The organism is Ruegeria jejuensis, from assembly GCF_041537905.1.
Classification (GTDB): Bacteria; Pseudomonadota; Alphaproteobacteria; order Rhodobacterales; family Rhodobacteraceae; genus Ruegeria_C.
The window spans coordinates 290,070-311,047 of record NZ_JBGRUO010000001.1 but is presented as its reverse complement, the minus strand read 5'-3'; the positions used below and the strand labels follow the sequence as shown (position 1 = coordinate 311,047).

Here is a 20,978-nt window from a genome sequence, read left to right as displayed (position 1 = left end):
ACATGACCGACACGCCCAGCCCCGCCTATCAGGTTCTCGCCCGCAAATACCGCCCGGAAACCTTTGCCGACCTGGTCGGGCAGGATGCGATGGTGCGCACGCTGAAAAACGCGTTCGAGGCGGACCGGATCGCGCAGGCCTTTGTGATGACCGGCATTCGCGGGACCGGCAAGACCACCACTGCCAGGATCATCGCCAAGGGCATGAACTGCATCGGACCAGATGGCAATGGCGCCCCGACCACCGAGCCTTGCGGCCAGTGCGAGCATTGCGTCGCGATCATGGAAGGCCGCCATGTCGATGTGATGGAGATGGACGCTGCCAGCCGCACCGGCGTGAACGACATTCGCGAGATCATCGATTCCGTGCGCTACCGTGCGGCCTCGGCGCGCTACAAGATCTACATCATCGACGAGGTTCACATGCTCTCGACCAGCGCCTTCAACGCGCTGCTCAAGACGCTTGAGGAACCGCCCGAGCATGTGAAGTTCATCTTCGCGACCACCGAGATCCGCAAGGTCCCGGTGACGGTTCTGTCGCGATGCCAGCGGTTTGACCTGCGCCGGATCGAGCCGGAGGAGATGATTGCGCTGATACGCAAGATCGCCACGGCCGAAGGCGCCGAAATTGCCGAGGACGCGCTGGCGCTGATCACGCGGGCAGCGGAAGGGTCGGCGCGGGACGCGACCTCGCTGCTGGATCAGGCGATCTCGCACGGGGCGGGCGAAACCACGGCGGAACAGGTGCGTGCCATGCTTGGCCTAGCCGACCGGGGCCGGGTGCTGGACCTGATGGACATGATCCTGCGTGGCGATGCGGCGGGTGCCTTGACCGAGCTCAGCGCGCAATATGCCGAAGGGGCCGATCCGCTGGCGGTGCTGCGCGATCTGGCCGAAATCACGCATTGGGTATCGGTCGTCAAGATCACGCCCGATGCCGCCGAAGACCCGACCGTGTCGCCCGACGAACGCAGTCGGGGTGCCCAGATGGCCGAAGCCCTACCGATGCGGGTGCTGACCCGGATGTGGCAGATGCTGTTGAAAGCGCTGGAGGAAGTGACCGCCGCCCCCAACGCGATGATGGCTGCTGAAATGGCGATCATCCGGCTGACCCATGTAGCCGATCTACCCACGCCCGAGGAGTTGGTGCGCAAGCTGCAGGACGCCCCCCCGCCACCGACGCCGGGCGGTCCCGGTGGAGGGCGTGCGATGCAACCTGCCAGCGCGCCGGTGGCGCGCGCTGCCCCGGTCTCTGCCGCGCCGGCGAGTGGCGTCGGCAATGCCCCGACGGCGATGTTGGCGCAGGATGTGGAACAGGCGCTGGCACGCTATCCGACATTCGAGCATGTGGTCGAACTGATCCGCGCCCATCGCGACGTGAAACTGCTGGTCGAGGTGGAAACCGGCGTGCGACTGGTCTCCTACCAGCCCGGCCGCATCGAATTTACGCCGACCGATCAGGCTCCCACCGATCTGGCGCAGCGGTTGGGTTCGCGGCTGCAAAGCTGGACCGGCAACCGTTGGGCCGTTTCGGTGATCTCGGATGGCACAGAGCCTACGATTGCCGAAATCCGTGATGCTGCAGACCTGGCCCTGAAGCAGGAGGCCGAAGCGCATCCGATGGTACAGGCGGTGCTGGCGCAGTTCCCCAAGGCCCGGATTACCAACATCGAAACGCCCGAACAACGTGCGGCCAAGGTCGAGACCGAAGCGCTGCCCGAGGTCGAGGATGAATGGGACCCGTTCGAAGACGGGTAAGCGACGCCCTTGTGGTGCGCTCGAGTGGTGCGTATCTAGGCGACAAATACAGTTAACGGAGGCACTCGATGCTCAAAGGACTTGGCGGGCTTGGCGATATGGCCAAGATGATGAAATCGGCGCAGGAATTGCAGACCAAGATGACCCAGATGCAGGAAGACCTGCATGACATCATGGTGGTCGGTGAATCCGGGGCCGGGCTGGTCAAGGCCACCGCCTCGGCCAAGGGTGAGCTGAAGGGACTCGATATCGATCCGTCGATCTTCAATGGCGACGACAAGGAAGTGGTCGAGGACCTGATCCTGGCGGCCATCAAGGACGCGCAATCCAAAGCCTCGGATCGGGCGCAGGCCGAGATGGGCAAGCTGACCGAAGGCATGGGCCTGCCTGCGGATATGAAATTCCCGTTCTGACCCGCTCGTGAGTTCGACCCGCGACATCGACAACCTGATCGAGCTGATGGCCAAGCTGCCCGGGCTTGGCCCTCGTTCGGCGCGGCGCGCGGTCCTGCATCTGATCCGCAAGCGGGCGCTGTTGCTGACCCCGCTGGCGGATTCGATCAGTGTCGTGGCCGAAACCGCGCGCGAATGCCTCAATTGCGGCAATGTCGGCACCGCTGATATCTGCGACATCTGCGAGAGCGAGAAACGCGCGACCGGAGAGCTATGCGTGGTCGAGGACGTGGCCGACCTCTGGGCGATGGAACGCGCGGGTGTGTTCAAGGGCCGCTACCATGTGCTGGGCGGGACATTGTCGGCGCTGGACGGGGTCGGCCCGGACGATCTGCGTATCCCGCGGCTCAGAGACCGTGTGGCAAGCGAAAGCATCACCGAGGTGATCCTGGCGCTGAATGCCACCGTCGACGGCCAGACAACGGCGCATTATATCGCTGATCAGCTTGAGGGGCAGGTGCGTCTTACCTCGCTGGCGCAGGGCGTGCCCATCGGGGGCGAACTGGATTATCTCGATGATGGGACGATCACTGCAGCCCTTAGGGCACGGAAAGACTTATAAAACGCCGCGCATTAACGCTGTTTAATGTGACCGAGACCGTTTTAGAAACCCCAGCCCCCATATCCCTTTCGATTGCAAACTGTCGCTGCGCCGGCGGCTTCAGCAAGAAAGGAAACTGTCATGACCCAGTCGAAGGGGATCGAAGAGGGCAAGCTCAGGGCGTTGTATGAGCGCGCCTGGAGGGACGAGGAATTTGCCGCGCGTCTGAACAGTGACGCGAAATCTGCGGTCGCGGAGTATCTGGGCGACCTGCCCGAAGATATCTCGCTCGAAGTCGTGCGGGATAGTGATTGCGTGAAATATCTGCATATTCCGGCCGCACCGGTTGAGGGCGAGATATCCGAGATCGACCTGCTGCAAGCACAGGGCGGATCTACGCCTGCCTGTGTCAGCGTCTCCGTGACACTCACGGCTGTCTCTGTGACCGGCGGGATATCCGCCCTGAGCTTCATTACACCAAATTGACTAGAGCCCTGTGCTTTATGAGGTGACCGGGAAGGCACGAGAGGTTAGCCAACCCCGCGCTCTTCCCACTGGTTACGCTCCTGCCAGATCAGGCGCAGGGCTTCGGCCTGACCGGTGAAATAAGTGTCCAGCGCCTCGCAGCCCCAGATTCGGTCACAACGGAAATGGCGGAACCCGTCGCGCAACTCGCACCACGCGGCGAGCATGGTGCAATCGAGGTGATAAATCAGCGCGACGGGGCGGACGACGCGCTCTGTCTCGCGGTCTTCGGCGTCGCGATAGGTCAGGCGCAGCTTGCGTTCGTCCCGGATAGCGGCGCGCAGGTCGGCTTTGGACACACAGCCAAGCGCCGGATCATCGGGCGGGGCACCCCAGGGCGCGACCTGCAGCCATTCGGCCGGGTCGTGCAAGGCGTCGATCTTCTGGCAGATGCGGCTGGCGGCCTGTTGCAGCGCGCTGTCACCGGTGCGGGCCAGCATCGACAGCCCTACGCGCAGCGCCTCGACCTCTTCCTCGTCGAAATTCAGCGGCGGCAGATCATAGCCGCGCCGCATGACATAGCCAAGACCGGGCGCGCCCTCGATCGGCGTGCGCATGGCCTGAAGGGCCGCGATGTCGCGATAAATCGTGCGCTCGGACACTTCCAGCCTGCTGGCAAGCGTTTCAGCGGTCATCGGCTTTTCCGAGGCACGCAGAATCTGGATCAGTTCGAACAACCGGGTCGAGCGGCGCATCTTGTCTCCTCATGCTCCTGACAGGTTAGCACATGATCCTGACAACGGGGTGGCAGGAGCGATGTGGTGTTCTGGTGTCAGTGTTCAAGAACGGAGCAGAGCCATGAGTAGTTATGACCATCAGACCATGATGCAATTGAAACTGGGGCGCTGGAGCGACCAGAAGCCACTGCGTACCTATGAGTTGGAGCGCGAATGGTTGGAGCGGAAGAAGGGCAGTGATTACAAGATCGCCAAGCCACCCCGCAAGCGCTTGTCGTTTTTGCGGCGGTTTGGGCGTCAAAGGCCCGATCTGGCCGCCTCGTAAGCCAGCAGCGCGCGCTTGACCGGCAGACCCCAGTGATAGCCGCCCAAGCCCCCCGATTTGCGCAAAGCGCGGTGGCAGGGGATCAGCCAGCTGATCGGGTTGCGCCCCACCGCCGTGCCAACCGCGCGTACTGCGCGCGGTTGGCCGATGGCCTCGGCGATCTCGGAATAGGTCGTGACATGGCCCGAGGGGATACGCAGAAGCGCCTCCCACACCTTGATCTGCAAAGGCGAGCCGATCAAATAGAGCGGTGTCGGGTCGAGTTTTTCGCTTTCGGCCCCAAAGGCGCTGAGCACCCAGGGGCGCAGCCGCATCGGGTCTTCGATGAACTCTGCCTGTGGCCAGCGCGAGATCAGGTCTTCCATCGCGGCTTCTTCGCCGGTTTCAGCGGCAAAACCGATGCCGCAAATGCCCTTGTCGGTGCCCATCACCAGAGAAGCGCCAAACGGGCTTTCGAACCACCCCCAATAGATCACCAGCCCGTTGCCCTTGCGGGCATATTCGCCCGGGCTCATGGATTCCCAACGCATGAAGAGGTCATGCAACCGGCCCCCGCCGGACAATCCGACGCTATGGGCGGCATCCAGCGTGGTGAACCGGTCATGCAGCAACGCCTTGGCATGGCCGAGCGCCAGATATTGCTGGTATTTCTTGGGCGACACCCCGACCCAGCGCGAAAACAGGCGCTGGAAATGGGCCGGGCTCATATCCATCTGGCGGGCCAGTTCCTCCAGCGACAGCGACTCGCCGCCCCGATCGATCACCTCAATCGCGCGGCGCATGACGCCGTAGTGATAGCCCTCTTCCCCGGTTCGAATGTTCATTGCGCACCTCAAGTCTTGTTGGTCTCAGCCTATCCGCTTGGCGGTGTGCTACGCGACCCGGAACTTGCGCTTTTCGATCTATTGTCGCGCGGCAAAGAACCGGTAGAGCGCCGCGCGATGTGCGGAGCGGGTCGTGACCTCGGACACCAGAAAATCGCGGACCTCGGACAGGACAGAATGGGCGTTTTCGGTGATAATGCCGCCATGGGCCATCAAGATGCGGTCGAAGTCCCAAGTATTGATATGATCGAGGCTGCGTTTTGCGGCCTCGGCATCTGTTGTATACATCCGAAACTCGGGCGAGGGCAGGGGGCGGCCAAAGATATGAAATGCCTTGGATAACTGCCGCGTGGCACCTGACTTTACCGTCTCATCGGCAAGGTTTTCGACAAGATCGGCAACGATGAGGGTCCGACTTGCGATATGCAGGAACACCACCTCTGAAAAGAAGATATTGCCCTGTGTCAGAGCCTGTTTCAGTACCGGCGACCAATCGGGATGTGGATCATCCTCCACTACACCGGCAAAGGCGATTTCCGGGCAGCGTTCGGGCAGACCGGGTGCGGCCCAGATCTGCGCCCGCGGGTAGGCCTCGGCAAAGCTTGCCAGACCCTGATTATGAATCTTGTTGGGCGCGGCCACATGGCGAACCGGTCCCAGCGCATCCAGTTCCTGACGCAAATCGCCCGTCAGGACCAATGGCGAGATCACCAGCAACCCGCCATCTGGCAGTTCCACAACGCTCATCCGTGTCTGGATGCCGCAGCCGTAGAAGGTCACATCTGCCTCGCCATAATGCAGGCCACCCCTCAGCGAAACCAGCATGCGAGTACCCTCCCTATCGCGAAATTGCCACGCCCATGGTCGCGGCTTTGCGCCAAATGGCAAGTCTGACTTGCCCGCTCCGAGGACAACGGGCATATGCACCCCCATGGCGCGCCAACTCGACTATCATACCATCCGTGAGATTTTCACCAGGTTTCAGGAAGCAGACCCCGAACCCAAGGGTGAGCTTGAACATGTCAACGTCTATACGCTGGTTGTCGCCGTCGCACTGTCGGCGCAGGCGACCGATGTCGGCGTGAACAAGGCTACCCGCGCGTTGTTCCAGATCGCCGATACCCCGCAGAAGATGCTGGACCTAGGCGAAGAGGGGCTGATCGAGCATATCAAGACCATCGGGCTTTATCGCAACAAGGCCAAGAACGTCATCAAGATGAGTCGCATTCTGGTCGAAGACTATGGCGGAGAGGTTCCGAACTCCCGCGCGGCGCTGCAATCGCTGCCGGGCGTGGGGCGCAAGACCGCCAATGTGGTTCTGAACATGTGGTGGCGCCAGCCCGCGCAGGCGGTGGACACCCATATCTTTCGCGTCGGCAACCGCACGGGCATCTGCCCCGGCAAGGATGTGGATGCGGTTGAGCGCGCCATCGAAGACAATATTCCGGCCGATTTCCAGCTTCATGCCCATCACTGGCTGATCCTGCATGGCCGCTATCACTGCAAGGCGCGTAAGCCGCTTTGCGGGACCTGCATCATTCGAGACCTGTGTGAATTCGAGGACAAAAATCTATGAAAACCTATCAGATCGTCGGGATCGGCAACGCAGTCGTGGACGTGATCAGCCAATCCGACGACAGCTTTCTCGACCTCATGGGGATCGAAAAGGGCATCATGCAACTGGTCGAGCGCGAGCGCGGCGAGGTGCTCTATGCCGGGATGGAAAGCCGCGTTCAGACGCCGGGCGGCTCGGTTGCCAACACCATTGCGGGTGCTGGCGCGCTGGGGTTGGAGGCTGCGTTCATAGGCCGCGTGCATGATGACGCGCTGGGCCGGTTCTATGCCGAGGCGATGCAGAATGATGGCGTCGATTTCGTGAACGCACCGGTGCCGGGGGGCGAATTGCCCACCTCCCGCTCGATGATCTTCGTCTCGCCGGATGGCGAACGGTCGATGAACACCTATCTGGGGATCTCCTCGGAACTGAGTTCGCAGGACGTCTCCAAGGATGTGGCGGGCAAGGCCAGCATCATGTTCCTCGAAGGGTATCTTTTCGACAAGGACAAAGGCAAAACCGCGTTTCTAGAGGCCGCGCGGGATTGTCACGAGGGCGGCGGCAAGACCGGTATCGCTATTTCCGATCCGTTCTGCGTCGAACGTCACCGCGCCGATTTCCTGTCGCTGATCGAGAACGAGCTGGATTTCGTGATCGGCAACGAGGCCGAGATCTGCTCGCTCTTTGAGACCGAGGATACTGAAGAGGCGCTGAAACGCACCGCCGCAATCTGCCCGCTTGTGGTCTGTACCCGCTCCGGCGACGGCGTGACTGTGGTCAACGGGACAGAGCGGATCGATGTGCCGGTCGAGAAAATCGTGCCGGTGGATGCCACCGGGGCCGGTGATCAGTTTGCCGCTGGGTTTCTGTACGGTCTGGCCACTTCGCGCGATCTTGAGACCTGCGCCAAAATGGGCAATGTCTGCGCCCGCGAGGTGATCAGCCATATCGGCCCGCGCCCGGAGGTCAGCGTTCTTGACCTGCTGCGCGCCGAAGGGCTGGTCTAGGACTCCGGCACGGTCTGACGTTCATTCAGCGCCCAATCGTATTTGTAGGCTCGAACGCGGGGATTTTCGCGCAGTCGGGCCTGCAAGTCCGGTGCGGCGGCTTGTGATATCTGGGCGATCACCGCGCGTTCATTGGGGCCGAAATCCTCGCGGAACCAGATATAGATCTTGGACAGGATAAGGCGCCCGTTGTCGTCGAACCGCACGCCGCGCGGATCGTTCACATAGGCCCGTTCGGCCGCGGCCAGATCACGCTCCAGCGTGTTGGCCTGCCAGGCGCGGTCCATCAGGTTCGGGCAGCCAACCGCGGCGCAGTTCAATGCGTAGTGGATGCGCGGCTCATTGTAGGTGGGCCGGATGATGCGGTGTTCGATATCGTTCAGGGTCAGGGTTTGACCAGAGACAACTACCAGCGGCCGATCCCAGGGACCGAAAGACAGCGCACCATCGGTGATGTCACGGATCGAGGCGACCGGATAGTTTTCCAAAATCACATCCACCGTCAGCGCGTTATAGAGGTTGATCCAGTACGCCAATTGCTGATCCCGGGTCAGGCGGGAGGGATCGACGCCCTGCAACTCGGCGATGTATCCATCCAGGCGGGCGCGGTCACGCTCCGTCACCTGCGCATAGGCCACCCGGTTCACACCGCGCTCATCTGGGGCGACGTAGGTTTGTAGGAAGCTGTTCCAAGCGCTGTGGTTCACGCGCTGACCCGGCGGTGCGGCGGCAGGGGTCCAGGTCTGAGCCGCCAGAGGTTCGGGTGCGGGCAGCGCCACCCGTTCGATACTTGCACACGCCGCCAGCAGCGGCAGTAGCAACAGGATCAGCAGTTTTCTCATGTCGGATTGCCTTTGTCTTTCTTGCGCCTGGCCCGGAGTTGACCCTTGAGCCGTTTCATCGGGGCGCTGGCGGGGTCTTGCAGCTTTGGCAAGTCGGCTTCACCAGACAGATCGCGCACTGCAGAATTCCACCACCGGGTGCCTTTTGCGGTGCCGATCTGATCAGGCGTGGCCAGATGCATGTCGCGCTGGGCATTGTGGACACACATCGACAGCGGGCCGTTTGCCGTCGCCACCATGAAAACGCAGGAGGCGCAGCGGTCCTGTTCCAGCGCATCGGCGCCCATGAAATTGTGAACAAAAACGGCCTGCCGCTGTACCCGACCACGGGCGCGCCACAGCCCGGCTCCCAGTCGCGCGATACGCCCGGCCAGATAGATCGCTGCCCTCAGCGCCAGCATCGGGCTGGCCCGGAGCGTGCGGAGTATGCTGGCGCGCGTATCCAAATGCCCGTCATCTGAGCGATCCGCCCGCTCCAGCTGCGCGATCACGTCGCGCACAAGGGCGTCATTGGACAGCAGCGAGATGGCACGCCCCCCGGCGCGCAGGACGCTGGCATAACGATTGCACTTGGAATGACCGACCGCTGCTGCATCAAAATGCAGCTCTGTTTCATAGCCCTGTTCGACGGCGCGCATGACGCTGTCCTGGGTGATAGCATTGGGGCGGAACCGCAGCACGCCGCGTCCGGTTTCCGCCTGCAACTGAAACGACACAAACGCCACTTCGGGCTGATCGCGCAGGAAACGGGCGAGGTCGGGAATCTGTGTGATGTTGCCGCCGAACACGGTGGTGTTGAACAGGATACGCAATCCCAGCCCGCGCGCGGCCTCGATATAGCTCAGCCGCACGGCGTTCAGTGCGGCCTCATCCTCATAGCCCGCCCGTTCTTGCGTCATGTCGACATGAAAGGCCACGTCATCCAGACCGGCTGCGGCCAGCCGCGCCAGAAACTCCCGCCGTGCCCGGATGCCGTTGGTCATCAGGCAGGACCGCATGCCCAGCCGGCGGATCTCGTGGCAGAGCGCCTCAAGATCCTCAAGTTTGCGAAGGGTCGGATCGCCGCCGGAAAGCTGTACCGACACGCCGGGGCCATAATGGCTGTGGATCGTGGCAAGACGCGCGAACAGCACCGAGAGCGGCGGATCATACGTCATCTCGGCCCGGTCCGAGAGGTAGCAGAGCGTGCAATCCAGATTGCAGCGCTGCGTGACCTCAAGCGCGACACAGGCAATTGGATAGAACCGCCCGGCAGTCTGCGATGCACCGTATTCACCACAGTTCTGCAATCCTTCGCGCAGGGGCGCGCGGCGATCCTGGCCTGCAAACCTGCGCCCGGCAGGGGCAATCCGGGTCCAATCGACAATCTCGGGTGCGACAACATCTTTCATTCCGCCAGAGCTAGGCGGATATGCGCAGGGCCGCTACGGGACTCACGGCAAGTTGTCGAATGCTCAGTTTCTGGTGAGGCTCAAGTGATCGGCGAAGGCGGCAAGCACACGCTCATAGACCTCCCGTTTGAAGGGCACGATTTCCTCGATCAATCGCGACGGCTCCTGCCATTTCCAGCGGGTGAACTCGGGATGTTCGGTCTGGATGTCGATTTGATCGTCGCGTCCCTGGAACCGGATCAGGAACCATTTCTGCTCCTGCCCGCGATAGCGCCCTTTCCAGATCTTCGGGACAATGTCATGGGGCAAATCATAGGGCAGCCATCCCTCGGTCTCGGCAATGATCTCAGCCAGATCGGCGGTCACGCCGGTTTCTTCCCAAAGCTCGCGCAGGGCCGCATCGCGCGGGTCCTCGCCCTTGTCGACGCCACCCTGGGGCATCTGCCAGGCCTCGGTGTAACGGTCGTTGCGCTGACCAACAAAGACCTTGCCCTCGCCATTGATCAACATCAACCCGACGCAGGGGCGATAGGGCAGCTTTGCAATCTCGTCTGGTGTCATGGCGACCTCTGAGTGATCCTGCAGGGTCTTTAGCAATGTGGAGCAGGATCGGAAAGCAACTTACGTCGAGTTTGGTTTCAACGGTGCTCCCCAAGCTGCCGCTGGGTTTCGTGTCAAAAACGAATACAGAAGACGTTTTATTCGGGGCGACGGTGGCGACGGAACCGGGAGCAAAGCCTGCCTTGGACGCGCTTAATCACGGTCACCATCATGCAGGTCCCGGCTGTCTGGCGGGGCCTGATCCCTGTCTTCCATGCCATAATCGCGCATCACATGCGCCACTCGCAGCCGGTAGCCCGCAAATATCCCGGTGCGCCCCTTGCTCTGTGCCGCGCGATGCTGCGTCAAGGCGCGCCAGTTCGCCACCGCGTCCTCGTCTTCCCAGAATGACAGCGACAGCAGCTTGTCGGGAGTGGTCAGGCTGCGGAACCGTTCAACCGAGATGAAGCCCGGTACCTGATCCAGCAGCGGGCGCAGGTCGGTGGCCACTTCCATATAGGCGTCGAATTGCCCCTCGGCGGGTTCCACTTCGAAAATGACGGCAATCATGTGCTGGCTCCATGCGGGGTGGATGCCAGTTTCAGCCAGGTCCGGTCCTCTCGCAACAGGAAGTTTTCGCGCCGGGCGAAAGCATAGTTTTCCTGCCCCAGCGGGTCCGCCGCCAGCCGTTCGCGATAGGCTTCATAGGCGGCGAGGCTGGGGATGTTGTAGATGCCATAGGCCAGCGAGGTTGATCCTTCATGCGGGGCGAAATAGCCGATCAGATCGGCGCCGCAGCGTGGAATGGCCTGACCCCAGTTGCGGGCGTATTCTTCGAATTGCGCTTTCTTGGCGGGGTCTATTCTGTAGCGGATAATGCAGGTCAGCATGGTGGCCTCTGTGGATTGCGATGTGAACGGTTTAGCAGCTTTCTTTTTGTCCATGCTTCGGTTACCATCGAAGTATGAAAGACGGACCTGATATCGCCCGCATTGCCGCGCTGATCGGGGATCCGGCGCGGGCCAACATGCTGGGCGCGCTGATGTCCGGCAAGGCGCTGACCGCAAGTGAGCTGGCGCATGAGGCCGGGATCACCCCGCAAACCGCCAGCAGCCACTTGCGAAAACTGCTGGAGGGCGGGTTGGTGCGCCTGCGTGGGCAGGGGCGGCACCGTTATTATGCGCTGTCGGGTCATGATGTGGCCGAGACGCTGGAAAGCCTGATGGGGCTGGCCGCCGGGCGGGGCCATCTGCGCACCCGAACCGGTCCGCGCGATGCAGCGCTGCGCAAGGCGCGGGTCTGTTACAACCATCTGGCCGGAGAACGCGGCGTTGCCCTCTACAGGTCGATGATTGCTGAAAAGCTGTTGGTTGAAGCGGATGATGATGTGAGCCTCACGCCAAAGGGCGAAGGATTTGCCGAGGAGTTCGGTATTGATATGGCGGCGCTGCGCTCGAAACGCGCGCCGCTTTGCCGTCCGTGTCTGGACTGGAGCGCGCGCGAGCATCACCTTGCCGGGTCCTTTGGTCGCGCGATGCTGACCCGGATGGAGGCGTTGGGCTGGCTCACCCGCCAGCCCCACAGCCGGGTCATCCGCTTCACGACGCAGGGCGAAGCGGCGTTTGACGCCCGATTTCCAAGCTGAGCCGCTTTATTCGACCGTGATGGTGATCACCTCGGACACCACCGGCGTTGCGTGGGGAACGTGACTGTGGTCACCCATCACCAGTTGCAGCGTATGCGGACCCGGCGCGAGATCCAGCGTCACCTCGGTCTGTCCGCCACCGAAGTGTATGTGGTTGTCATCTGCTGGTAACCCGTAGGCTAGTTCGTCGGCACCATCCTCGCCTTCGCCCAGTGGTGGGCGGTCGATCAGCAAGTGGTGATGGCCAGTGTTCTCGGCCTCGGTACCCGCCGGTGCCACGCCCATGCCGCTGAGGCCAAAGACCACGGTGACCGGCGAACTGACGGTGTCACCATCGGCAATATTGACGAAATAGACCTTGGCACCCGCAGGTGCAGGCGTCTCGCCACCCGCCAGCGCAGGCAGGGCGAAGAGGCTGGCGGCCAGCGCGATCGCGGTTACTCTCATGTTGTCCTCCCATGTTTCACTCTTAATTCGGATACTTAGATCATTGCAGCACAGGGTCGAGCGGAACAGGTTTCTTTCTGTCTGCCCGGCAATCCCGGAGGCCGGAAACCACTGTTTCCCTGTTTCCCTGTCGCAAACGATCCCTGACAAAACCGCGATATTATCCCATCCGTGCCCCGATCTCGCCCAGATTGAGCGTCATTGCTGGCTGAGAGAAGGAATAAGCCGAGGGAACGGGAATGGATCGACTGACCGAAATGGAGGCCTTTGCCAACGTCGTGGATCAAGGCGGGTTCACGGATGCGGCCAAAAAGATGGGCATCTCGAAATCGGCCGTGTCCAAGCACGTCTCAAGCCTTGAGGCCCGTCTTGGTGCAAGGCTGCTGAACCGCACCACGCGCCGGGTGTCCCCGACCGAGATCGGGCTGGCCTATTATGACCGCGCGCGCCGGGTTCTAAACGATGCGGGCGAAGCGGATGCGCTGGTGACCTCAATGCAATCGGCGCCCTCGGGCCTTCTGCGGGTCAGTGTGGCAACCGATTTCGGTGTCAATCACCTGTCGCCGGTCCTGTCCGAATTCCTGTCAGATTTCCCCGATATCTCGGTCAACATGGTGCTTAACAACCGCTATGTGGAACTGATCTCGGAAGGGTTCGACATGGCGCTGCGCATTGGCGAGCTGGATGACAGCACCCTGCGCGCCCGCAAGCTGACCGAAACCACCAAACGCATGGTCGCCTCGCCTTCCTATTTCCAGCAATATGGCCGACCGCAAAAGATCGACGATCTGAACGAGCACAAGCTGTTGCACTATTCCAGCCAGTCCAGCGGCAATGTCTGGCGTCTGACCGCGCCGTCCGGCGAAAAACGTCAGGTACGCACAAGCGGCTGGCTGAGCGTCAATGACGGCCAGTCCCTGCTGAACGCGGCGATCACGGGCCTGGGGATCGCCCATCTGCCCAGCTATCTTTATGCCGATGCCATGAAACAGGGTCTGGTCGAGGATGCGATGCCATCACTGCCGGACGAGGTGCAGGGCATCTATGCGGTCTATCCGCCGGGACGGTTCACCCAGCCCAAAGTGCGCGCTTTCATTGATTTTCTGGTCCATGCCTTTGCCGAGAAAGGCCCCATGGACTGGTGAGTTTCACCGCCTCCCTCGGTGACTTTTCCTGCCCGCGCCCCGGCGCGGGCCTTTTTCGCGCGATCACCTCAGGCGCGCGGATCAGGGCTGCAGCAGGATTACCTCAACCCGTCGATTGGCCTCACGCCCTTCTGGTGTAAGATTTGTGGTCCGGGGCGCAAGATAGCCCATCCCCTCGGCATCAATACGGTCCGACGCGATCCCGTAGCGGGTCAGCAACCTGTCGCGCACCGCCTCGGCCCGGCGTTTGCTGAGAGCAATATTGCTCTCTAACTGGCCAACCGTATCGGTGTGTCCCACAATGGCGACCCGCATGCTCGGCGCACGCTCCATCGCACCGGCCAATGCCTCCAGTGAGGCATAGTTGCCATCGCTCAGCCTGTTGGCCCCGGTGGCAAATTCCAGTTCCGGCAGAACCGCATGGCCGGTCTGGTCGAGTTCGGACAATAGATCGCGGGGCGGGGGTGCTTCCGTTTCCGGCGTGGCTGGTTTGGTATCAGGCACGATGTCGGATGTCCCGGCAGGCGTCACCTCAATGACCTGAACAAAGGCGTCGGATTGGGTGCGGCTGACCAGAACGCTGATCGCGTCGCCCTCGCGCATGGCGGACAGAAATCTGAAATCGTCCAGCGTCACATACATGTCGGGCGCGGGGATCACCTCGGTCGCGAAGCGAAAGTCGAACCCGCCACAGGCCCGGGCCACGCAGTCGAGCGCGATCTCATAGCCCGCCTCGGCCAATTGCGCACGGATCGGGTCCAGCACTTGCAATGTAGAGCCGTTATAGCCGTTCAGCCGCCAGGCACGCCGATCGACCCGGCCCTCGAACGCCTTGACCGGCAGCACCCCGTCCGAGATTACGCCCACCGGCAGATCGTAGCTGTCCAGCAGATCGATGCGCTCGGTCACCTGACGGGCCTGATCCGGCAGCACCGGCACTAGCGCCTGCGCAGCGGTGGCGGCAAACAGATAAATTAGGGTCGCGCGAAAGATCATCTGTGCTGCGCGTGGTAGTCTTCGTTCGGACGCATGCCGGTGGCACTGGCCACCCGGTTCGACATGTTGAAGAAACCGGTCACATTGATGATGTCCCAGATATCACGGTCGGTAAAGCCAACGTCGCGCAGCGCCTGCCGGTCGGCCTCGCTGGTCTCGGCGCTGGCCTTGGTGACCTTGTCGGCAAAATCCAGCATTACCCTCTGGCGCGGCTCTAACGGGGCCACGTGGTGGTTCATCACCAGCATTTCGCCCAATTGCGGATCGCCCGACAATTGCCGCACCGCCGCGCCATGGGCCACGAGGCAATAGAAGCACTTGTTGATCGAGGACACGACCACCGCGATCATCTCGCGCTCCAGCTTGCTGAGCCCGCTTTCGGCCAGCATCACGTCGTTATACATCGCGGTAAAGGCGTTGAGCTTGTCGATATCAAAGGCGTTCGCCTTCAACACATTCGGGATCATCCCCAGTTTTTCCTGACAGATGTCGAAATATTTCTGCGTCTCTTCGGGCAGCGGGTCCACCATGGGCAGGTTCAGCGCGGTGGGGGATGGGGCATCGGTCAAGTGGACTCTCCTGTCTGGTCCAGAACGCGGTAATGATAGCGGCCTGCGATCTGCATCCCAAGCGATTGGTAGAGCGCATTTGCCCCGGTATTTGCCTTGGTGCAGATCACGCTAAGGGTTTCGGCCCCGTTGTCCAACGCCCAGAACGCTGCCGCGCGCATGGCCCATTTGCCCAGCCCGTTGCGTTGGTGCTCGGGCAGGATTTCCAGCGCATGTACCATCGCCATTTTGTCATGAATCGCGACGAAGCCGGTACCGGCGGGTTTGTCCTTGCGGCGGATCAGCAGCCCGGTCTTGGGACCGCACGCGCGCTGCATAACTGCCCAGCGGGGCGGGCCGATCCCAGCGCGGGCCCAGATTTCGTTCATGACCGCCAGCGGTTCCCACACGGCAAAGACAGTGACCCGAGGCACGGGTGTGTCGGTCAGCATGGTTGCGGGGCAGGTGTAGATGTTGACGGGATCAAGGATGCGATAGCCGCGCGCGTCTAACTGGGCATCGAGCGCGGTATCATCGGGCCGGATCATGAAGAGGCATTTCTGTCCCATCCCACGCATCCGCTCCTCTGCCCCGGCGATCTGTTCTGCGGTGACCGCGCCTTGCACCGTGGTCGCCGAAACCCGGCTGCCGCCGCCTTGTCCCTCGCGCAGAAGAAAAGCGCCATCCTGGATGTAGCGGGCCGCAGGCCAGGTACCGTCAACAATGGCGGGCCAGTCCGCGCTCACAGGGCAAGCTCTTGGGCGAGGCGGGTGACGGCGGCGTCGATGCGCACGCCGTTGGTGCCGCGCACCACGACGTTGGCGCCAAATACGCCATTCAACTGGAATGGATAACAGCCGACCGACAGATCGTCGAAATCCGAGGCCAGCTGCGACAGCGTATCGGCAATCTCGCCTTCGCCGCGGTTCACCCGCAGGCTTTGTGACAAGAGCGGTTCACCTCCGGTCAGGGTGGGCAGCACCGAGGCGACCATGGCCTGAAAGATGGTCGGAATGCCCGCCATCACATGCACGTTGCCCAATGTGAAGCCCGGCGCGGTCGAGACCGGGTTGTCGATGAGGCTTGCCCCCTCGGGGATGCGCGCCATCCGCAAGCGGGCGGCGTTCAACTCCAGCCCGGTACGCTCGTAATGCGCCTCAAGCAGGGCGCGGGCATCGTCGCGGATATCGATGCGGGCACCAAAGGCACGGGCGATGCAATCGGCGGTGATATCGTCATGGGTCGGCCCGATGCCGCCGCTGGTGAAGACATGATCATGGGCCTCGGACAGGGCTCGGACGGCGGGTTCGATGGCATCGGCCTCGTCGCTGACAACCCGCACCTCTTTCAGGTCGATGCCGTGCTTGGTCAGTTCACCAGCCAGATGATGCATGTTGGCGTCGCGCGTGCGACCTGACAGGATCTCATCTCCGATCACGAGCATGGCGGCGGTAGGATTGGTCATGACATCCCTCACTTGAATGGTGCTCACCGCATCTATAGGCCTGCGCCCATGCGCTTTCAAACCCCTCTTGTGCCCGCAACCCTGATCAGACGCTACAAACGGTTTCTCGCCGACTGCCGGTTGCAGGACGGGCAGGAGGTGACCGCCCATTGTGCCAATCCCGGTTCGATGATGGGGCTGGCCGATCCGGGCACAAAGATCTGGTTGGAACCGAACGACGATCCGAAAAAAAAGCTCAAATATGGCTGGCGGTTGGTCGATCACGGGGGCGGGCATTTCACCGGTGTTGATACCTCGGTTCCCAACAAGGCGCTTCGGGTGGCTTTTGAGGCGGGAGAGATCGCGGAACTGGCCGCTTATGAAACCGTCCGCCCCGAGGTCAAATATGGGCAGAACAGCCGCATCGACTTTCTGCTGACGCAAGCTGGCCTGCCTGATGCCTATGTCGAGGTCAAAAGCGTCACGCTCTCGCGCCAACCCGGTCTGGCCGAGTTCCCCGATAGCGTAACGGCGCGTGGCACCAAGCACCTGCAGGAACTGGCTGCCATGGCTGAAACCGGGCATCGTGCGATCATGCTCTATCTGATACAGCGCACCGATTGCGCGCGATTTGCACTCGCGGCGGATATCGATCCGGCCTATGCGGCGGCGTTTGAGCAGGCGCAAAAGGCGGGTGTCGAGATTCTGATACGTAGAACCCGTATAACACCTGCGGAAATCACCGTTGGAGACGCGCTCTGAGCTCAGAACGCGCGCCCTCTGGTTCTTTCCGCGCAAGACGATTAAATAGGGGCCAAAGATGGAACTTAGGAGTGGTCTTTTGAAAAAGGACCTTCGCGGCCGCCTGACCAAGGACGGCATACGCATATACGAACAGGGCGATTTCGCCGGAATGCACGCAGCGGGCGCATTGGCCGCGCGTATCCTCGACGATGTTGCCGCTCATGTTTTTCCCGGCCAGACCACTGGCGAGATCGACCGCCTGATCACCGCCATGGTAGAGGAGGCGGGCGCGACCTCGGCCACGATCGGTTACAAGGGCTATCAGCATGCCAGCTGTATCAGCGTCAACCACGTGGTTTGCCATGGCATTCCCGGCGAAAAGAAGCTCAAGGATGGCGACATCCTGAATGTCGATGTGACCGTCATTGTTGATGGCTGGTTCGGGGATACCTCGCGCATGTATGTGGCGGGCAAACTGCCCCGCAAGGCCGAACGGCTGATCCAGGTGACCCATGACGCGCTGTTCAAGGGCATCGATATGGTCAAGCCGGGCAACACCTTCGGCGATATCGGTCATGCGATTCAGGCCTATGTCGAATCCCATCGGATGAGCGTTGTGCGCGATTTTTGCGGGCACGGTCTGGGTCGGGTGTTTCACGCGCCGCCCAATGTGCTGCATTATGGGCGTCCGGGCACCGGCGCGGTTCTGGAAGAGGGCATGTTCTTTACCATCGAGCCGATGGTCAATCTGGGACGGCCCGAAACCAAGACGCTTTCTGATGACTGGACGGCGGTGACCCGCGACAAGTCGCTCTCGGCGCAGTTTGAGCATTCGGTGGGCGTGACGGCGGACGGGGTTGATATCTTTACCCTATCGCCCGGTAACAGGTTCCACCCGACCTATTCGTCCTGATCCTTCTCCGCTTGCGCGCGTAGAAGGCTCAGCAGCATGGTTTCCCCGCCCCACGGGGTAACCGCATCCTGAATGAAGATCGCGCCTTGGCGCGGCGTCGGCTTTTTGCCGGTCGCGTCCTTCGTTTTTGATGTCAGCGGCGCGAGGCGCCCGGTCCAGACGGTATCCATGGGCCATAGACTAACACAGAGATGTCAGAGCGCCAAAAGCTCTGGCACATCGTTCATGTGGTGGAACACTTCGGCGCCCAGATCCCGCAGTTCTGCGCCGTCGCTATGAGCAGCATAAGCGAGGCAGCGCATCCCGGCGCGGATTGCGGCGGTTACGCCGCTGGGGCTGTCTTCGACGACAACCGGGGTTTGTGCTCCAAAATGGAGCGCGGCAAGCTGAAACAGGCCGGGATCGGGCTTGGCGATGCCGTGCACATGGGCGGAGAACATTCGGTCGTTGAACCGAGGCCAAAGGCCGTTCTGGCCCAGCGTGATCTCCATCTTAGCTTCGTGACCATTGGAGGCAACGCAGAACGGCGTGCCATGCATATCCAACCTGTCCAGAAGATCGGGAACGCCTTCGATGACAGGGCAACCCGCGCGCAGTCGCGCGTAGATTTCGCCATAGATCTCATCGATCCAGTTATCGTGCAGGTCCGCGCCCAGCTCGCGCGCTTTTTTCATAACGCCGGTCATCGTGCCGCCCACAAAAAAGCCGAGCGCATCCTCCAGACCCAATTCCAGCCCGTAGCGCGCCAGATTGTCGATCAGACACTGGTTGGTCATTGTTTCACTGTCCACAAGCACGCCATCGCAGTCGAAAATCACCAGATCATGCATGTTGAGCGTCTGCTTTCGAGATGTGATCCCGCCACATCAGCGAGATATGGGTGTCGCCGTATTTGCGCTGATCGTGCAGCGAAAACCCGTCCGGGGCGGCCATCGGCTGGTTTTCTTCCCAGACAATCAGCGCGTCATCCGCGATCCAACCACCCTCAAGCGCTGCGTTCAGCGCCTTTTGCCCAAGGTTCTTGCCATAAGGCGGGTCGAGGAAGATCAGGGTATAGGCGGCATAGGGGTTCTGCGGCAGGCGCGTGGCATCCCGGCGCAGCAGATTGGTCTGCGTCGCACTGCGCGTGATCTCTATATTCTTGCGTATCAGGCTCTGCGCTGCGCGGCCGTCATCGACGAAGGTGACATGAGCCGCGCCGCGCGACAGGGCCTCAAGCCCCAGCGCGCCGGTGCCCGCGAACAAGTCCAGAACCCGCGCCTCGGGCAGGGCACCGGTATGAGCCAGCACGTTGAACAGGCTCTCGCGGACCCGGTCGGTTGTCGGGCGCAGATGCGCGCCTGCATCACCCTTGCCAACCGAGGCCAGCGCCCGCCCCCGGAACTGTCCGGCGACGATCCTCACGCCTTCAACAAGGGTTTCAGGTCCGCGTCGGGGTCGGCGACGATGGCCGGATCAGCGGTCTTGCCCATATCGATCAGTCGCTTGCCGACCATATAGGCGCGCGGGTCATTCATCGCATCCACGGCCACAAGCTGATCGCCGCGATAATACCAGAACGATTTGCTCTGTCCGCTGCCATCGCGGGTGATCACCCGGTCATAGCCGGTGTTCAGTCCCGCGATCTGAAGTTTCACGTCATACTGATCGGACCAGAACCAGGGCTGCGCCACGTAAGGTTTCTCGGCACCCAGCATATTGGCGGCGACAATCTCGGCCTGGTCGATGGCGTTGGGCACGCTTTCCAGCCGGATCCGCGCGCCTTGATGTGGGAACGAGGCGCAATCCCCTGCCGCCCAGATATGGGGGTCCGAGGTGCGGCCAAAATCATCGGTGTGAATGCCGTTGTCGAGGGTCAGACCCGCCGCCTCGGCAAGTTCCGTCGCCGGGACGATCCCGACGCCAACGACCACGAAATCAACCGCGATCTGCGATCCATCCGTCAGCACGGCGCCGGTCACTTTGCCCGCTTCGCCGGTCAGACGATCCAGCCCGACGCCCTCGCGGAGATCGACGCCATGACGCTCATGCAGTGCGCGGAAATAGTCGCTGGTTTCGGGCGCGGCGACCCGTTGCAGGATGCGGTCGGCCATCTCGACCAGTGTCACTTTCACACCCTTCTTGGCGCAGACCGCTGCGGCCTCAAGCCCGATATAACCACCGCCCACGATCAGCACCTGCGCGTGTTCGCGCAGCGCCGGGGCCATCGCGTCGATCCCGGCATGATCGCGCACCACATGGACGCCCTCCAGATCGCCACCGATTGCGGCTGGCAGGCGGCGTGGATGCGAGCCTGTGGTCAGAGCAAGCTGGTCATAGCTGAGTGTTTCGCCCTCCAGCGTCACGGTTCTTGCGACCGGATCGATCGCCTTGACGTGCTGGTCCAGTTTGAGGGTGATGTTGTTCTCGGCGTAAAAGCTCTCGGGGCGCAGAAACAGGCGTTCTTTTTCCATCTCGCCCAGCAGATAGGCCTTGGACAGCGGCGGGCGCTGATAGGGCAGGATGGGCTCGGCTCCGATCAGCGTTATGTCGCCGTCGAACCCGTCCTTGCGCAGTTTGGCAACCAGTGACGATCCCGCCTGTCCTGCGCCGATCACGACAATATGGCTCATTTTCTCTCGCCCGATCCGATAATGATGGTATCACGTCTGCGTCCAGCT

At 61.8% G+C, this 20,978-nt stretch carries 28 protein-coding genes; 11 read left to right on the top strand and 17 right to left on the bottom strand.

All coding sequences use genetic code 11. The features are described 5' to 3' along the window. The first annotated feature begins 2 nt into the window (after nt 1-2). From AB1E34_RS01835 to AB1E34_RS01820, 4 genes are all read left to right on the top strand, one after another. On the top strand, nt 3-1,757 hold the full coding sequence (locus AB1E34_RS01835; protein ID WP_372570628.1) for a DNA polymerase III subunit gamma/tau: 1,755 nt from the start codon (nt 3-5) through the stop codon (nt 1,755-1,757). 68 nt (nt 1,758-1,825) lie between these two features. Next, a complete protein-coding gene (locus tag AB1E34_RS01830; RefSeq protein ID WP_372570627.1) occupies nt 1,826-2,170 on the top strand; it encodes a YbaB/EbfC family nucleoid-associated protein in 345 nt (114 codons plus the stop codon). Nucleotides 2,171-2,177: 7 nt separating this feature from the next. Next, nucleotides 2,178-2,771: a recombination mediator RecR gene (recR, locus tag AB1E34_RS01825; protein ID WP_372570626.1), complete on the top strand. Its 594-nt coding sequence runs from the start codon at nt 2,178-2,180 to the stop codon at nt 2,769-2,771. 120 nt (nt 2,772-2,891) lie between these two features. Beyond that, nucleotides 2,892-3,236, top strand: coding sequence for a hypothetical protein (locus AB1E34_RS01820; RefSeq protein ID WP_372570625.1), 345 nt, complete (start codon nt 2,892-2,894; stop codon nt 3,234-3,236). A 44-nt stretch (nt 3,237-3,280) separates the two neighbouring features. On the opposite strand, the gene AB1E34_RS01815 is transcribed toward AB1E34_RS01820, so the two are convergent. Next, entirely contained in the window at nt 3,281-3,970 is a 690-nt protein-coding gene (locus AB1E34_RS01815) for a helix-turn-helix transcriptional regulator (protein WP_372570624.1), read from the bottom strand. A gap of 103 nt (nt 3,971-4,073) precedes the next feature. Here AB1E34_RS01815 and AB1E34_RS01810 point away from each other — a divergent pair, with 103 nt between their 5' ends. After that, nucleotides 4,074-4,277 (top strand): hypothetical protein, encoded by a 204-nt coding sequence (locus AB1E34_RS01810; protein ID WP_372570623.1) that lies wholly within the window; start codon nt 4,074-4,076, stop codon nt 4,275-4,277. On the opposite strand, the gene AB1E34_RS01805 is transcribed toward AB1E34_RS01810, so the two are convergent. After that, complete coding sequence (locus tag AB1E34_RS01805; protein WP_372570622.1) at nt 4,250-5,101, bottom strand: methylated-DNA--[protein]-cysteine S-methyltransferase; 852 nt, start codon at nt 5,099-5,101, stop codon at nt 4,250-4,252. The genes AB1E34_RS01810 and AB1E34_RS01805 overlap by 28 nt on opposite strands. A 78-nt stretch (nt 5,102-5,179) precedes the next feature. After that, nucleotides 5,180-5,926: a DUF4336 domain-containing protein gene (locus AB1E34_RS01800; RefSeq protein WP_372570621.1), complete on the bottom strand. Its 747-nt coding sequence runs from the start codon at nt 5,924-5,926 to the stop codon at nt 5,180-5,182. 106 nt (nt 5,927-6,032) lie between these two features. Here AB1E34_RS01800 and nth point away from each other — a divergent pair, with 106 nt between their 5' ends. Then, complete coding sequence (gene nth / locus AB1E34_RS01795; RefSeq protein ID WP_372570620.1) at nt 6,033-6,677, top strand: endonuclease III; 645 nt, start codon at nt 6,033-6,035, stop codon at nt 6,675-6,677. Further along, nucleotides 6,674-7,663, top strand: a complete 990-nt coding sequence (locus tag AB1E34_RS01790; RefSeq protein ID WP_372570619.1) for an adenosine kinase — start codon at nt 6,674-6,676, stop codon at nt 7,661-7,663. Before nth ends, AB1E34_RS01790 begins: the two co-directional genes overlap by 4 nt. Here the strand turns inward: AB1E34_RS01790 and AB1E34_RS01785 are convergent. The 5 genes from AB1E34_RS01785 to AB1E34_RS01765 all read right to left on the bottom strand — a co-directional run bounded on the left by AB1E34_RS01785 (nt 7,660) and on the right by AB1E34_RS01765 (nt 11,326). Further along, nucleotides 7,660-8,505 (bottom strand): DUF547 domain-containing protein, encoded by an 846-nt coding sequence (locus AB1E34_RS01785; protein ID WP_372570618.1) that lies wholly within the window; start codon nt 8,503-8,505, stop codon nt 7,660-7,662. The genes AB1E34_RS01790 and AB1E34_RS01785 overlap by 4 nt on opposite strands. After that, nucleotides 8,502-9,896, bottom strand: coding sequence for a radical SAM protein (locus AB1E34_RS01780; protein WP_372570617.1), 1,395 nt, complete (start codon nt 9,894-9,896; stop codon nt 8,502-8,504). Before AB1E34_RS01780 ends, AB1E34_RS01785 begins: the two co-directional genes overlap by 4 nt. A gap of 63 nt (nt 9,897-9,959) precedes the next feature. Beyond that, nucleotides 9,960-10,457, bottom strand: coding sequence for an RNA pyrophosphohydrolase (locus tag AB1E34_RS01775; RefSeq protein WP_372570616.1), 498 nt, complete (start codon nt 10,455-10,457; stop codon nt 9,960-9,962). Between the two features lie 192 nt (nt 10,458-10,649). Then, the gene (locus AB1E34_RS01770) at nt 10,650-11,006 is read right to left on the bottom strand and encodes an antibiotic biosynthesis monooxygenase family protein (RefSeq protein WP_372570615.1); all 357 of its coding nucleotides are present in this window, start codon (nt 11,004-11,006) and stop codon (nt 10,650-10,652) included. Continuing rightward, nucleotides 11,003-11,326, bottom strand: coding sequence for an NIPSNAP family protein (locus AB1E34_RS01765; RefSeq protein ID WP_372570762.1), 324 nt, complete (start codon nt 11,324-11,326; stop codon nt 11,003-11,005). Before AB1E34_RS01765 ends, AB1E34_RS01770 begins: the two co-directional genes overlap by 4 nt. A gap of 74 nt (nt 11,327-11,400) precedes the next feature. Here AB1E34_RS01765 and AB1E34_RS01760 point away from each other — a divergent pair, with 74 nt between their 5' ends. After that, nucleotides 11,401-12,081, top strand: a complete 681-nt coding sequence (locus AB1E34_RS01760) for an ArsR/SmtB family transcription factor (protein WP_372570614.1) — start codon at nt 11,401-11,403, stop codon at nt 12,079-12,081. Between the two features lie 6 nt (nt 12,082-12,087). Here AB1E34_RS01760 and AB1E34_RS01755 read toward each other — a convergent pair whose 3' ends face one another. After that, complete coding sequence (locus tag AB1E34_RS01755) at nt 12,088-12,528, bottom strand: DUF4399 domain-containing protein (protein ID WP_372570613.1); 441 nt, start codon at nt 12,526-12,528, stop codon at nt 12,088-12,090. A gap of 239 nt (nt 12,529-12,767) precedes the next feature. Here AB1E34_RS01755 and AB1E34_RS01750 point away from each other — a divergent pair, with 239 nt between their 5' ends. Next, a complete protein-coding gene (locus AB1E34_RS01750; protein ID WP_372570612.1) occupies nt 12,768-13,673 on the top strand; it encodes a LysR family transcriptional regulator in 906 nt (301 codons plus the stop codon). Nucleotides 13,674-13,754: 81 nt separating this feature from the next. On the opposite strand, the gene AB1E34_RS01745 is transcribed toward AB1E34_RS01750, so the two are convergent. The 4 genes from AB1E34_RS01745 to AB1E34_RS01730 are packed head-to-tail and all read right to left on the bottom strand — an operon-like array spanning nt 13,755 to nt 16,682. Continuing rightward, on the bottom strand, nt 13,755-14,669 hold the full coding sequence (locus AB1E34_RS01745) for an OmpA family protein (RefSeq protein ID WP_372570611.1): 915 nt from the start codon (nt 14,667-14,669) through the stop codon (nt 13,755-13,757). Next, the gene (locus tag AB1E34_RS01740) at nt 14,666-15,238 is read right to left on the bottom strand and encodes a peroxidase-related enzyme (protein WP_372570610.1); all 573 of its coding nucleotides are present in this window, start codon (nt 15,236-15,238) and stop codon (nt 14,666-14,668) included. Before AB1E34_RS01740 ends, AB1E34_RS01745 begins: the two co-directional genes overlap by 4 nt. Beyond that, the gene (locus tag AB1E34_RS01735) at nt 15,235-15,963 is read right to left on the bottom strand and encodes a GNAT family N-acetyltransferase (protein WP_372570609.1); all 729 of its coding nucleotides are present in this window, start codon (nt 15,961-15,963) and stop codon (nt 15,235-15,237) included. The genes AB1E34_RS01740 and AB1E34_RS01735 overlap by 4 nt, the downstream gene beginning before the upstream one ends. Next, the gene (locus AB1E34_RS01730) at nt 15,960-16,682 is read right to left on the bottom strand and encodes a competence/damage-inducible protein A (RefSeq protein WP_372570608.1); all 723 of its coding nucleotides are present in this window, start codon (nt 16,680-16,682) and stop codon (nt 15,960-15,962) included. Before AB1E34_RS01730 ends, AB1E34_RS01735 begins: the two co-directional genes overlap by 4 nt. 48 nt (nt 16,683-16,730) lie before the next feature. On the opposite strand from AB1E34_RS01730, the gene sfsA reads away from it, so the two are divergent. Together sfsA and map are read left to right on the top strand one after the other, a co-directional pair. After that, entirely contained in the window at nt 16,731-17,423 is a 693-nt protein-coding gene (sfsA, locus tag AB1E34_RS01725; protein WP_372570607.1) for a DNA/RNA nuclease SfsA, read from the top strand. A 79-nt stretch (nt 17,424-17,502) separates the two neighbouring features. Beyond that, nucleotides 17,503-18,318 carry a type I methionyl aminopeptidase gene (gene map / locus AB1E34_RS01720; RefSeq protein WP_372570606.1) on the top strand — a complete coding sequence of 272 codons (816 nt, stop codon included), beginning with the start codon at nt 17,503-17,505 and terminating at the stop codon, nt 18,316-18,318. Here map and AB1E34_RS01715 read toward each other — a convergent pair. The 4 genes from AB1E34_RS01715 to AB1E34_RS01700 are packed head-to-tail and all read right to left on the bottom strand — an operon-like array spanning nt 18,306 to nt 20,930. Continuing rightward, the gene (locus tag AB1E34_RS01715) at nt 18,306-18,488 is read right to left on the bottom strand and encodes a hypothetical protein (protein ID WP_372570605.1); all 183 of its coding nucleotides are present in this window, start codon (nt 18,486-18,488) and stop codon (nt 18,306-18,308) included. The two genes, map and AB1E34_RS01715, sit on opposite strands and share 13 nt — an antisense overlap. Nucleotides 18,489-18,512: 24 nt before the next feature. Further along, nucleotides 18,513-19,148 (bottom strand): HAD family hydrolase, encoded by a 636-nt coding sequence (locus AB1E34_RS01710; protein ID WP_372570604.1) that lies wholly within the window; start codon nt 19,146-19,148, stop codon nt 18,513-18,515. After that, the gene (gene rsmD, locus AB1E34_RS01705; protein WP_372570603.1) at nt 19,141-19,722 is read right to left on the bottom strand and encodes a 16S rRNA (guanine(966)-N(2))-methyltransferase RsmD; all 582 of its coding nucleotides are present in this window, start codon (nt 19,720-19,722) and stop codon (nt 19,141-19,143) included. The genes AB1E34_RS01710 and rsmD overlap by 8 nt, the downstream gene beginning before the upstream one ends. Beyond that, the gene (locus AB1E34_RS01700) at nt 19,719-20,930 is read right to left on the bottom strand and encodes an NAD(P)/FAD-dependent oxidoreductase (protein ID WP_372570602.1); all 1,212 of its coding nucleotides are present in this window, start codon (nt 20,928-20,930) and stop codon (nt 19,719-19,721) included. The genes rsmD and AB1E34_RS01700 overlap by 4 nt, the downstream gene beginning before the upstream one ends. Nucleotides 20,931-20,978 lie beyond the last annotated feature (48 nt).